Source organism: Flavobacterium sp. GW823-FHT06G12, assembly GCF_058794775.1.
Genome location: NZ_JBXAHE010000004.1, coordinates 245,268 through 257,590 on the forward strand (window position 1 = coordinate 245,268; position 12,323 = coordinate 257,590).

Consider the following 12,323-nt stretch of genomic DNA (forward strand, 5'->3'; position numbering starts at 1 on the left):
AAAATATAGAAAAAATATAGAAATTGGAACAGAAATTGAAAGTGCTGAAAAAGCATTTAAATCTAGAATTCGAAAATAAAGGCATATAAAAAGTTTTAGTTAAAAAATGAAAATAGAAAGTCAAAAGAAGTTCCTAAAAGAGGCAAGATGAATAATACATTAGAAGCATATAAAAAGGCGATTAAAATTAAATATGAGATCGAAAAAGAGGGCGAATATTTTGATTTTTTATACAACCCTTCGCGCGGAAAACTCCGCGATTTGTGTTGGCTTATTTTTGAAGATAAACCAACCCAAGACGATTTGAATGTTTTTAGGAATTTATTGTGCTTAGATTTTGATCATACTCAAAAGAATAAGTTTAAGGATCAAAAAGATAAGTTCAGGCCTATTGAAACTTTCTTTAAGGGAGAAACAGATCCGTCAAATATTGATGCGATAAATCTTGCCGCCGTGATTGTCGATTTTCAGCCACGCCCTTTTAAAAAGTTCAATGAAAAATGTAGAATTGAAGAAGCAAAACAAATTAAAAATGTCGTTAAGAATGAAACGGTCGAAATCGATAATAATGGCATAGAAGAAAAGGTTTTGGTGAAAAATGAACATGAAGAGTCGAAAGAAGTTCCTCAAAAAGGAAATCTTTTATGGAATTTTAGGAATCTATTTTCTAAAAAACTGGCTCAGAAAATATATCCTCGCAAAATAATTACGATTGCGGTTGGAGCAGTTGCTCTAGTTTCTTCGGCCTGCATATACTTGGTGCAGAAAAAAGATTAGAAAAAATAGTTTCGATATGAAACGAAAAAGCATTTTGAAAAATAAAATGCGTAAAGCGGGAAAAAGAATGGTTTTGTGAAGTGCAATTTTGGTAGTTAAAAAGTCTGTTTTTCGGCATATATTTACTGTTATTTACACTATAAAGATAAGAAAAAAATCCCGTTAAACCTAATAAAAATCAATGAAATAGCACTTTTTTTACCTAAAAAAGTGTATTTTTTTTGACCATTTTTAATCGAATAAAAACTAGTTGCAAAGACCGAAAAACTTACTTTTCTAAGCAATCGATTTGCAATAAAATTATCTATATTTATAAAATTAAAAATAGATTTTGAATCTATTAGTATCAGTTAAAAACATTATTTATGAAAAAGCTTCTCTTACTATTAATCGTTTTATGCACCGTAAGCTGTAAAAAATATGTTGTCTCATTTGAACAGCCAACCGATATGAAATTGGACAATTTAAAACTAGAAGTATTTCTGGATAAAGAGAAAGTTCAAGATATTAATTTAAAAGCAACAGAGGCATTGCCAACTTACGAAACAGTTGGACTATCAACCTCTAGTGAAGGAAAACATTTGCTTCAAGTGAAAGTAAGAGATACAACCTTTAATTTTGAGGTGAAATATCCCGAAGAAAAATATATCATGATGACGACTCATTTAAAAACCAATGGAAAGATTCATGTTGGAATTTTAAAACAGAATTATAAATATAGATTTCGTTAAAAGATAATCTTATTTCAAATAAAAAAGCCTTTCGCAATTAATACGAAAGGCTTTTTCTATTTTTTGAGAATAGGTTTTAAGATAAAAAGTCTTTAAACCACAATCCTGAATTTTTAATAGTACGTTTTTGCGTTTCGAAATCGACATGAATCAACCCAAAGCGAGCATTATATCCTTCAGCCCATTCAAAATTATCGGTTAGAGTCCAGACAAAATAACCATCGACATTTAAACCGTCTTGTTTGGCTTTTAAAATCTGTTCTAAATGATCCTGAATGTAGTGTGTCCGTTTTATATCATGAACTTTTCCATTTTTTACAGTATCCGGAAAAGCAGCACCATTTTCAGTTACAATGATTTTTCTGATTCCGTCATATTCATTAAACTTTTTAAGAATATGATACATTGCTGGCGGATAAACTTCCCACCCCATATCGGTAGAAATTACATTTCGTTTTTCGGCACTTACTAATTCTGCACCAATATACGGAATCAGCATTGCCGATTTTACAACTTCACGAGTATAACATTGCAAACCAATAAAATCAAAATCGAAATCGAGATTATTTAAATCGCCTTCTAAAATGTAATTATTAAGTTTTTTAAGAACTGGAAGATCTTTCTGCGGATAACCTAATCCTAAAATAGGTTCTATAAAAGTTCGGTTTAATAAAGTATCTACGCGTTTAGCAGCTTCGACATCTTTTGAGTTTTCTGTTGCAGGTTCGATATGCGTGCACGAAAATGTAGTTCCGATATTAGAATCCGAAATTCGCTCTCGAATTATTTTAGCTCCAGCTGCAGTTGCCAAAGTAACATGATGCATGGCTTTTAGGTAATTTGTAATTCCTTTTTTGCCTGGCGCGTGAATACCTAAAAAATAACCTGCTCCCGTAAATACGGAAGGTTCGTTAATGACCATCCAGTTTTTGACACGATCGCCAAAATACTGTACACAGACTTCGACATAATCTTTAAACCACGAAACAGATTCTCGGTTTGTCCAACCTCCTTTTACTTCCAGATCATGTGGTAAATCCCAGTGATAAAGAGTTATCCAAGGTTCGATTCCAGAAGCCAGTAGCGAATCTATGATTTTGTTGTAATAATCGATTCCCGCTTGGTTTACAGGATGAACACCAGTTGGCATAATTCTGGGCCAGCTGATAGAAAATCTAAAATTAGGAATATTAAGTTCCTTAATTAGATTAATATCGTCCTGATAAGAGTTGTAGAAATCGCAAGCGGTTATGGCATGATGACCGTTTTTAATTTTTCCTTTTTGAGAAGTAAAAACATCCCAGATAGAAGAACCTTTTCCGTCCGAATCATGCGCACCTTCAATTTGGAAAGCGGCAGTTGAGACACCCCACAAGAAATCTTCACCAAATTGGTTTTTATTCAGAAATGAGCTTTCGACTTTATTCATTCAATCGTATTTTCCTTTATAATTAAGTTGTTTATTAATGTAGGAAAGAAGATTGCATTGCTCTCAAGAAAAGCCATTCTTTGAATGATACTAGAAATTTTAGATTAAAAAGTTTCATAACGATTAGTTTTATATCAAATTAATAAAACTAATGTGAATTTATTGTAAAGTGATTATTATCAAATGGTTAAAGTGTGTGGAAGATTGGGGTTTTATATTGTATAGTCAGAAAATCAATAAAAAAGAAAAGGAAGCATTAAAAAGATACTTCCTCTAAAATTGCATTATAAAATTAATTATCTTCTGGAGGCGGGGGCGGAGGTACAGAAATATCGCCAGGACCATCTGCTTGTGCTTCGGTTATAGGTTTTTCTTTTACAACTTTAGTTTTTGCGCTTGTTGTTTCTGTTTCATCAGCAGTGCAAGAATGAGTTGCAAAACTTAACAATACAATACCGCTGAATAAAAGTAATTTTTTCACTTTAAAATAAATTTAGGTTAGACAACTGTAGTTTAAGGTTTTTTAGGTGGTGGTGGCACAGTAATAGGATCATCATCCGGTCCTATATTTGCTTTGGCATTATCCAAAGACAAAGTATTTTTTTTGATTTCTGTTTTAGATTCGCTTGTTTGACTATCATCCGCAGTGCACGAGTACGTTGCAAAACTTAGTAGAGCAAAAACGCTAAATAGTAATAGTTTTTTCATTTTATAAATTAATAGGTTGTTAATATTTATCTAAAATACATTAATTATTAGTCAGTGTAATAGAAAAGTGAGCATTGTTTAAAAAATGCGATTTATGTAATATATTCCTAAAATCATGAAATTTTTTGTAGGTTTTTACTTTTAATTTAGCATTATTGAATTAAATTAATAAAAAACAAACAAACATGAAAAATAGAAACATATTATTCGTATTAGCCTTAGGCGCGGGAATGTTCGTAACTTCTTGTAGTAACGACGATAATGATGGAGAAACAATAATTCCACTTCAAGGGAAGTATAGTCTAAGCCAAACTGGGACAATTGTTGATGGAAAAGAAGTGTTAATTGATGCACCTCAGAATGCAGCAGGATGTAATAAAGATTATTTGGATCTAAGATTAAGTAACGCAGCGGTTATTGGTGATTATAACGGTTCTGATTGTGCTCTTACAGAAACTACTGGTACTTATGTAAGATCTCATAACGATTTGACTATTACGGTTGGAAATATTAGTTCAACTAGTGATATCATGAACCTTACTAACAAAGAGCTTAAAATTAAAGATAAAACAACTGGTGTAATTACTGTTTATACTAGATAAGAATTTGTTTTGAGATAATTTCAATTCGTTTTGAAATGGAAAAAGGAAACTCCTTAATTGAAGTTTCCTTTTTTTATGAAATAAATTTAATTTACGGGAATATAAATATCAAAAGAAGCTCCTTCGTTGTGAATGCCAGAAGCAGTAATGACTCCGTTGTGGTTTTCTACAATTTTTTTCACAATTGCGAGTCCGATTCCGGTACCATTGTAGCGATCTCTACCATGTAGACGCTGAAACACTTCGAATATTTTTTTGTTGTATTGGGATTCAAAACCAATTCCGTTATCCGAAACTTCTATATGGCAATATTTTTTTGCTGCAATCAGTTTTTCTTCTGCTAGATCTTGACCTAATGCTATTTTGCTTTTGATTCTAATTATAATCGGAATATCAGGATTTGAAAATTTCAGCGAATTACTAATCAAATTATAAAGCAATTGTTTAAACTGGAACGGAATAATATCAACTTCAGAAGTATGTCCGATTTCAATTATGGCGCTTTTTTGTTCTAATTCTTCGGTTAAATCTTCTTTTACTTCTCTAATAATTTGGCTGAGGTCTGTTTTTATAAAAACACGTTCTTGACTATTTGTTCTAGAGTAGGCTAATAAATCATTTATTAAAGTCTGCATTCGCTGTGCAGCGTTTTGCATTCGTTTAAATTTATCTTTTCCGTTTTCTGATAAATTTTCCGATTCTTTATCAATAATCTGCGAAGCAAAAGTCTGTATTTTTCGAAGCGGTTCCTGCAAATCATGACTTGAAATATAAGCAAATGACTGAAGCTCTTTGTTCATTTCTTCTAGTTCATTGTTTTTTTGCTCTAGTTCTAGTGCATTCATTTTTAATTTATCATCAGCTTTTTTTCTTTCGGTTAAATCATGCGTTACTTTAGAAAAACCAATAACATCGCCTTTTTTATTATGAACTGCTGTAATAACTACGCTTGCCCAAAATAAACTTCCGTTTTTGCGTGCACGCCAGCCTTCGTGAATTACTTTTCCTTTTTCTCTTGCCAATTCTAAAAGTTCTTCAGGCAATTTATGTTTTTGATCTTCGGCAGTATAAAAAACACCAAAATATTTTCCGATAATTTCGTCTGCTTTATAGCCTTTAATCTTTTCGGCTCCAACATTCCAATTTTCTACAATACCTTTTGAATTTAAGTATAGAATGGAATATTCTTGAACTTCTTCTACCATCAAATGATAACGCTCTTCACTTTTTCGAAGCGATTCGTTAATCTGAATTAGCTCTCTAGTTCTCGCTGTAACTTGTTGTTCAAGTTCATGAGTAAAAGCTTTTTCGGTATGAATATCGGTAAAAGCGCCGACCCATTTTATGATTTTATTGTCGAGTCCAAAAACAGGTTCTCCAATAACGGTATGCCATCTGTAAGATCCATCTTTTCTGCGCATTCTCACATCGCAGCGATACATTTCGCCAGTTGCGAGTGCATGTTGCCAGATTTTTACATTTTCTTCAAAATCATCTGGATGAATCATTTTTTGCCAAGAACCTTCAATTCCAGGTTCGACTCCGGTATATTCTAGCCATTTCCCAGAGGTGAAAAGAGCTTTTCCTTCAGCATCAGTTTCCCAGATTAACTGCGGAATGCTTTCTGTAAGTGAACGGAATCTTTTCTCGCTTTCTTCGATTTTTTTTCTGGCTTCGACTTTTTCGGTAACATCAATTAGCGTCATTCTAATTCCAGAAATCGAATTATCGCTTTCGCGGAGTGGTGCAAATTCAAAATCTACATAATATTGATCACCGCCGTTTTCATTATCAATAAAAAGCAAAGATTCAGATTCAGAATAGACATTTCCAGATTCGTAAACTTGTTTTAGTAACTGTGCGTATTTCTGATTGTTAAGTTCTGGGAATATTTCTAATAGTTTTTTTCCTTGAACTTCACTTTCTTCTTTTTTCCAAATATTATTCAAAAGCACAAAATTGGCCATTTCGATCACAAAATCATTTCCGCGGAAAATGGCTTTTGGAACAGGCGATTGCATAATAAGATTTCGCAGTTTCTTTTCGCTTTCTTCTATTTTCTGGTTGTATTTTTTTTCTTCGGTAATGTCCCGAATTGTTCCTATTAATTTTGATGGATCATTATTTTCATCATAAAAAACTTTTCCTTTCGCTTCAACCCAATGAATCGATTGATCTTTCCAAATTACACGAGCTTCGTAATTTAAAAAACCTGATTTTAAAGCTTCTTTATATCCTTCATTTCTAACATGCACATCATCAGGATGAAGATGCGCCAATAATTCTTGATGAGTTAACAAAGATTCTTCGGTATAACCGTGAATGATTTCCAGATATCTTTCAGAATAGGTGAGATGTCCTGTTTTTACATTAAGTTCCCAAGTTCCCAATTCGCTGGCTTCAACAACAATTTTAAGACGATCTTCGTTAAGTTCGATTTTTTTTCTGGCTTCAACTTTTTCGCTTACTTCGGTAACGGTTACCAAAATTCCTGAAATTGTTCCGTTTTCTTCTTTCAGCGGATGATAAAGAAAATCAAAATAAGAAGTTTCGATTTTGCCATATCGGTTTAAAGGTACAGGAACTTCAATTCCGTGAAACGGAACTCCAGTATTCAAAACATTGTCTAGTAAAACGCTAACAGTTTCTTTTACTTCTGGAAGCGAATCATACAAAGGTCTTCCAACAAAAGATTCTTCCGTTCGATCAACAATTTTGAGATAAGCTTCGTTAGCCATTTCAACCACATATTCAGATCCACGTAAAATAGTAATACCAACGGGAGCTTGTCTTACTGTATTACGAAACCGTTTATCGCTTTCTTCTATTTTTTGTTTGGCTATATACAAATCTGTAATTTCTACAGCGGTATTCATTACGCCATAAATTTTACCATTTAAATCGTATAAAGGCGTAAAACTGTAATTGAAATAAAAAGATTGCAACTTATCATCGATGACAATATCGATACGCGAATTTCTAGAATGAAAAGATAGGCCAGTTTCAAAAACCGATTCTACTTGTTCAAAAACCGATTGATTTTTTAGTTCTGGGAGAATTTCTCGGTATGTTTTTCCGATTACATCTGGGCCTTTCCCCCAAATTTTTATAATAGATTCATTTGCTAGTTCAATGCGCATTTCTTTTCCAACATAAACCGCAATCGGAAAAGGTGCATTTTCTACCAGCTGTCTTATTTTTTGTTCACTTTCTTCAACTTTTGAACGTGCCAAAACCTGAGCAGTAACTTCTGTAGCAATTGCTGCAATGCCAGAAATAGTGCCGTCTTTTTCGCGCAAAGCTTCGTAAACAAAATTAATATAGGTGTTTTCAGTTTGTCCGTTTCGGTTTAGTTGAACAAAAAGTTCATCTGTGGCAATTTTTTTTCCGTCTCTAAAAACGCTGTTGAGAATTTCATCAAAACCTTGTTTTTTCAATCCTGGCAGAACTTCAAAAATAGGTTTGTTAATTATATTTTTTGCTTTTGTATCCCAAAGCTGCAACATTTGTTCGTTAGCAATTTCAACAATATGATTTTCGCCTCTAAAAATGCACATTGCCACAGGCGCTTGCATAATATTATTGACAAATCGAACATTACTTTCCTGTAGCGCATCTGCAACAATTTTCTTTTCGGTAGTTTCTATAACCGTTACCAAAATGCCGCCAATAGAGCCATCTTCGATTTTTATCGGACTGTATGAAAAGTCAAAAAAGCAATCTTCTATGTAGCCATTTCGATGTAACGGAACTTTAAAATCAGGAAAACTTACCGCATGTCCTTTCATAACATCGGCAAACATAGGACCTATAGTATCCCAAATTTCGCTGAATGTTTCCCGCGAACTTATGCCTAATGCTTTTGGATGTTTAGAAACACCAAGAATAGGACGAAAAGCATCATTATACAATTGAGTATAATTTTCTCCCCAAGCAATGTACATTCCAAACGGATTACCAAGTATCATTGCCGTCATTGTTTTTAAGCTTTGCGGCCAATTTTCAGGATTTCCCAAAGAGGTTTTGCTCCAATCTGCAGAACGAATTAAATTCCCCATTTCACCTTCTTGAGAAAGAAAATAATGTTCCTTGTGTTTGCGGTTCATTTCCAGAGAAGATTAAGGTTGCAATATGAAATTGGCTCTTTCGGGCTGTTTAAAATTATTTTCGGATGCAATGGTAAGTGCTTTTTCTATTACATTTTTAAGTTTAGAAAATTCACCTGGTTTTCTAATATAAAAAGAAGCGTCTTTTTGGTATAATTTGTCAACTATTTCGCCGTCTAACGAAGTAGAGAAAATGATAATTGGCAGGGCTTTTAATTCTTCGTCATTTTTAATTTCATCTAAACATTCCAGGCCATTTTTTCTAGGCATATTTAAGTCCAGAAAAAGAACATCGGGAAGATTTGAAATATTAGTTTTCAAATAATTCATCAATTGGACACCGTCGTGTACCATTGACAGTGTAGTGCCGATCGTTATTTCATCGAGAGCTTCTTTAAAGAAAAGGCAGTCATCTTCGTCATCATCAGCCAATAAAAGATAATAATGCTCTTTATTCATTTTTTATTCTCCTTAATTTAGGGTTAAGTTTTCTTTCGATAAATTTAACTTTTTTAAGTAAGATTTCTAGTTTTTTTGTGAAGAATGTTTTTTAATAGAAGAAAAAAAGAAGAAAATATCATTGATTTTTTTCTCTAATGCAATTTTAATTTAAGAAATGCGTTTTATTAATTCTTTGCAGGTTTTTATTTAAAAGCTTGCTTTTTGAGATTCATATTTCTTTACCAAATAGAAGAGACAAAATACTGTAAAACCTTTTAGAATCTCACTTATTTCACTCCAAAAATCACGATTTTAGTGTATACCGTATCCAAAAAGTGTAAAATAATTACACACTCTTTTTTGTTCTTGTTTTTCTAAATAGCTCTGTACCAGTTTAAAATCGTATTGGCATGCAGCTTGTAAATTGTGTTAGTGTCAAAATCTCTAATGTGTCCGTTTTTGAAAGGGAGAAGATTTTGCTAAAAGCCAAATTAAGAAAATTAAAAAAGGAGTATAAGCATGAAAAGCGAAACAATTATCTCAGAACAATTTTATGCGAACGGCAGTTCAGCTATCAGCAAAAAAACATTAAACGGTTCTTTTTTCAGAACCAACGAAAAATCACAAAAAGTGCATGTAGAAAGACCGACAAGTCCTTTTGGATTAGCGATTCTTATTGCTACTTTCTTATTACTAATTGCAGGGGCCGTTATGGTATTTCAATTGCAAGACGATTTTGAGCAATTTCATTTTGAAAGAATTGCTTCGACTTGGGGATTGCCATTTTTAATAATTACGACACTTTTATTTTTCTACCAAACAGGAGTTTTCTTGTACAGTTCGTATTTGTACTTAAGATACAAAGTTATTCCATCAGTATCAGATGATTTATTGCCAACTTGTACGATTATCGTTCCGGCATACAATGAAGGAAAACTAGTTTGGGACACTTTATTAAGTCTTGCAGAAAGCGATTATCCAGCAGAAAAACTGCAGCTTCTTGCTATTGACGATGGAAGTAAAGATGATACTTGGTACTGGATGCAGGAAGCAAAAGCAAAATTAGGAGATCGTGTTACGATTTTTCAGCAGCCTAAAAACCAAGGAAAACGTCAGGCTTTATACAGAGGTTTCAAATTAGGAACAGGAGAAATCTTCGTAACTGTAGATAGTGATTCTATAGTAAAAAAAGATACTTTAAGAAACTTAGTTAGCCCATTTGTGGTAAATAAAAAATGCGGTGCAGTTGCAGGAAACGTTCAGGTTTTGAACAATAAAAAAGCGATTTTACCAAAAATGCTTAATGTAAGTTTTGTAATGAGTTTCGAATTTCAACGTTCTGCAGAAAGCCAATTGGGTTCTGTATTATGTACGCCAGGAGCTTTGGCAGCTTACAGAAGAGATGCAGTTTTTAACTGTCTGCCAGAATGGATCAACCAAACTTTTATGGGGCAGCCATCAGATATTGGAGAAGATCGTGCTCTTACTAATATGATTTTGAAACAAGGTTTAGAAGTGAAATTTCAAAGAAATGCAGTAGTATTAACTAATGTTCCAGAAGAATACAAAGGATTATACAAAATGTTTATTAGATGGGCGAGAAGTAATGTTCGCGAAAATCTTATGATGGCAAAATATGTTTTCAAGGATTTTAGAAAAGAATCAAAATTTGGACCTAGAATGCTGTTTTTAAATCAGTTTTTTAAAATTGCAATGACGTATCCGTTCTTTTTATTCATGTTCTACTTTATTGCAGTTCACCCAATATTATTCATTAGTTCAACTTTGGTTGCTATATTAATGTTCTCAACATTTTCGATGGTATTTTACGCAAAAAGATATACGCTTGCAGAATCTTTCTGGGCTTATTCTTACAGTGTTTTCTACACTTTCAGTTTATTCTGGATTGCACCTTATGCCATTGCAACAGCCAACAAAAGAGGTTGGTTGACAAGAGGACTATAAATTAAGAACACTATTCATTCTATTATAAAAAACTCCGCCAAACGAAAACCCGCTGTAGTGTCAGCGGGTTTTCTCATTTTTATTTAGAATCTAAAGCAGCAATAATCTGCCTTTTCATTGTAGTATTGGTATAATCTAAAGCTTCGGCATAAGAAACAGAATATTTTCTTTGGATGTTCTGAAAATGTTCTGGAAACGTGCTTAAAATTTTGTCATAATAAATATCGAGCTGTTTTTCTGAAGGCATTTCATATTTCAAACGAAGCTGAAATCTTCTTAATAAAGCGCTATCTATTATTTCGTAATGATTCGTTGCACAGATCAATAAACTATCAGAAGGGAAATAATCAAAAAGCTGAATGATTGTGTTTACCAAACGTCTCATTTCGCCAACATCTTTATCATCGCTGTCACGACTTTTTCCGATTTGGTCAAATTCATCCAAAAATAATACGGCTCTTTCGCGAATAGCCTTATCAAAAATAGCTTTTAGATTTTTAGAAGTTTCGCCAATTCTAGAATCGACCACAGTGCTGAGGTTTACAATAATTATCTTTTTATTTAAAGCATTGGCAATTGCTTTTGCTGTTGTTGTTTTGCCACAGCCAGAACTTCCATGCAATAAAATCTTATTGTCAACTTTAAGATTGTATTGTTTTAATTCTTCAATATATTGATGTTCCTTGATTATCTGAAGCAAAGCGGCTTTATTTTCATCACTAAAAAACAAATCGTCTAAAGCAATTTTTTCAGTATCAATTACGGTAAGATCATTCAGGTTCATCTGCATTTAATTTGCTGCAAAATTAAGTTTTATTCTGCAATGTTTTCGTTCCAGATTTCTTTTCCTAAAAAACGGTTTCCAAAGATTGAAGTGCCAATTCTCACCATATTAGAACCTTCTGCAATGGCGAGTTCTAAATCTTGAGACATTCCCATAGAAAGTTTCAAATCTTGTAAACCTTCAATTCCTTCTGAATATATTTCATCTCTTATGGTTCTTAAAAGTCGTAAAGACGGAATCATTTTTTCTTTTTCAACATCCAAAAGCCCAATACTCATTAAACCTTTAATATTTAAAGTTTCGTATGTTTTTATTTTTTTAATGAAAGACAAAACATTTTCTGGCGCCAATCCGAATTTGCTTTCTTCGTAGGAAGTATTGACTTGGACAAAAATATCCAATTTTCTATTTTGGTTTTGAAGCTGTTTGTGTAACTCATCGGCCAGATTAATTCGGTCTAGAGATTGAATACAAGTTACATATTTCAAAACATCTTTTACTTTATTCGTTTGAAGATGTCCGATAAAATGACGTTCGACAGGAAGACTTTTCAAAACATCATTTTTATCTCGCAATTCCTGCATTTTATTTTCCCCCATTAAAGTCTCGCCAGCCTCGATTGCAATTCGTATTTGTTCTGCCGGAACAGTTTTGGTCGCCAATAAAAGCTGAACATCTTCAGGATTTCTTCCAGCAATTCTGCAAGCACTTTCAATGCGTTGATGCACTTTAATCAAATTAAAAATAATATCGTTTTTCATACTGCAAAATTAAATCTAA

General features: G+C 32.9%; 11 protein-coding genes. 4 read left to right on the forward strand and 7 right to left on the reverse strand.

Annotated elements, in window-relative coordinates:
* Positions 1-147: 147 nt before the first annotated feature.
* Both AC1Q5Z_RS16725 and AC1Q5Z_RS16730 read left to right on the forward strand, forming a co-directional pair.
* Positions 148-777 (forward strand): hypothetical protein, encoded by a 630-nt coding sequence (locus AC1Q5Z_RS16725; RefSeq protein ID WP_492446001.1) that lies wholly within the window; start codon positions 148-150, stop codon positions 775-777.
* Between the two features lie 365 nt (positions 778-1,142).
* Positions 1,143-1,508: a hypothetical protein gene (locus tag AC1Q5Z_RS16730; RefSeq protein ID WP_198856603.1), complete on the forward strand. Its 366-nt coding sequence runs from the start codon at positions 1,143-1,145 to the stop codon at positions 1,506-1,508.
* A gap of 76 nt (positions 1,509-1,584) precedes the next feature.
* On the opposite strand, the gene AC1Q5Z_RS16735 is transcribed toward AC1Q5Z_RS16730, so the two are convergent.
* The 3 genes from AC1Q5Z_RS16735 to AC1Q5Z_RS16745 all read right to left on the reverse strand — a co-directional run bounded on the left by AC1Q5Z_RS16735 (position 1,585) and on the right by AC1Q5Z_RS16745 (position 3,645).
* Positions 1,585-2,937 carry a GH1 family beta-glucosidase gene (locus AC1Q5Z_RS16735; protein WP_343585367.1) on the reverse strand — a complete coding sequence of 451 codons (1,353 nt, stop codon included), beginning with the start codon at positions 2,935-2,937 and terminating at the stop codon, positions 1,585-1,587.
* A 292-nt stretch (positions 2,938-3,229) separates the two neighbouring features.
* Entirely contained in the window at positions 3,230-3,418 is a 189-nt protein-coding gene (locus tag AC1Q5Z_RS16740; protein ID WP_343585368.1) for a hypothetical protein, read from the reverse strand.
* 32 nt (positions 3,419-3,450) lie between these two features.
* Positions 3,451-3,645, reverse strand: coding sequence for a hypothetical protein (locus AC1Q5Z_RS16745; RefSeq protein WP_492446004.1), 195 nt, complete (start codon positions 3,643-3,645; stop codon positions 3,451-3,453).
* Positions 3,646-3,830: 185 nt separating this feature from the next.
* On the opposite strand from AC1Q5Z_RS16745, the gene AC1Q5Z_RS16750 reads away from it, so the two are divergent.
* On the forward strand, positions 3,831-4,247 hold the full coding sequence (locus AC1Q5Z_RS16750) for a lipocalin family protein (RefSeq protein ID WP_198856587.1): 417 nt from the start codon (positions 3,831-3,833) through the stop codon (positions 4,245-4,247).
* A gap of 86 nt (positions 4,248-4,333) precedes the next feature.
* Here AC1Q5Z_RS16750 and AC1Q5Z_RS16755 read toward each other — a convergent pair whose 3' ends face one another.
* Both AC1Q5Z_RS16755 and AC1Q5Z_RS16760 read right to left on the reverse strand, forming a co-directional pair.
* The gene (locus AC1Q5Z_RS16755) at positions 4,334-8,353 is read right to left on the reverse strand and encodes a PAS domain S-box protein (RefSeq protein WP_492446006.1); all 4,020 of its coding nucleotides are present in this window, start codon (positions 8,351-8,353) and stop codon (positions 4,334-4,336) included.
* Positions 8,354-8,365: 12 nt separating this feature from the next.
* Positions 8,366-8,812, reverse strand: a complete 447-nt coding sequence (locus AC1Q5Z_RS16760) for a response regulator (RefSeq protein ID WP_198856585.1) — start codon at positions 8,810-8,812, stop codon at positions 8,366-8,368.
* A 501-nt stretch (positions 8,813-9,313) separates the two neighbouring features.
* Between AC1Q5Z_RS16760 and AC1Q5Z_RS16765 the strand changes: the two genes are divergently transcribed.
* On the forward strand, positions 9,314-10,759 hold the full coding sequence (locus AC1Q5Z_RS16765) for a glycosyltransferase family 2 protein (protein ID WP_492446008.1): 1,446 nt from the start codon (positions 9,314-9,316) through the stop codon (positions 10,757-10,759).
* 79 nt (positions 10,760-10,838) lie between these two features.
* Here the strand turns inward: AC1Q5Z_RS16765 and AC1Q5Z_RS16770 are convergent, their stop codons facing one another.
* Both AC1Q5Z_RS16770 and AC1Q5Z_RS16775 read right to left on the reverse strand, forming a co-directional pair.
* Complete coding sequence (locus AC1Q5Z_RS16770) at positions 10,839-11,543, reverse strand: AAA family ATPase (protein ID WP_198856583.1); 705 nt, start codon at positions 11,541-11,543, stop codon at positions 10,839-10,841.
* A gap of 29 nt (positions 11,544-11,572) precedes the next feature.
* Positions 11,573-12,304, reverse strand: a complete 732-nt coding sequence (locus AC1Q5Z_RS16775) for a YggS family pyridoxal phosphate-dependent enzyme (protein ID WP_492446011.1) — start codon at positions 12,302-12,304, stop codon at positions 11,573-11,575.
* Positions 12,305-12,323 lie beyond the last annotated feature (19 nt).

What these genes read in the sequence shown, in the direction of transcription:
- AC1Q5Z_RS16730 (WP_198856603.1), top strand. Translation starts at nt 1,143, where the DNA reads ATGAAAAAGCTTCTCTTACTATTAATCGTTTTATGCACCGTAAGCTGT.
- AC1Q5Z_RS16750 (WP_198856587.1), top strand. Translation starts at nt 3,831, where the DNA reads ATGAAAAATAGAAACATATTATTCGTATTAGCCTTAGGCGCGGGAATG.
- AC1Q5Z_RS16725 (WP_492446001.1), top strand. Translation starts at nt 148, where the DNA reads ATGAATAATACATTAGAAGCATATAAAAAGGCGATTAAAATTAAATAT.
- AC1Q5Z_RS16765 (WP_492446008.1), top strand. Translation starts at nt 9,314, where the DNA reads ATGAAAAGCGAAACAATTATCTCAGAACAATTTTATGCGAACGGCAGT.
- AC1Q5Z_RS16755 (WP_492446006.1), bottom strand. Translation starts at nt 8,353, where the DNA reads ATGAACCGCAAACACAAGGAACATTATTTTCTTTCTCAAGAAGGTGAA.
- AC1Q5Z_RS16770 (WP_198856583.1), bottom strand. Translation starts at nt 11,543, where the DNA reads ATGAACCTGAATGATCTTACCGTAATTGATACTGAAAAAATTGCTTTA.
- AC1Q5Z_RS16760 (WP_198856585.1), bottom strand. Translation starts at nt 8,812, where the DNA reads ATGAATAAAGAGCATTATTATCTTTTATTGGCTGATGATGACGAAGAT.
- AC1Q5Z_RS16775 (WP_492446011.1), bottom strand. Translation starts at nt 12,304, where the DNA reads ATGAAAAACGATATTATTTTTAATTTGATTAAAGTGCATCAACGCATT.
- AC1Q5Z_RS16735 (WP_343585367.1), bottom strand. Translation starts at nt 2,937, where the DNA reads ATGAATAAAGTCGAAAGCTCATTTCTGAATAAAAACCAATTTGGTGAA.
- AC1Q5Z_RS16745 (WP_492446004.1), bottom strand. Translation starts at nt 3,645, where the DNA reads ATGAAAAAACTATTACTATTTAGCGTTTTTGCTCTACTAAGTTTTGCA.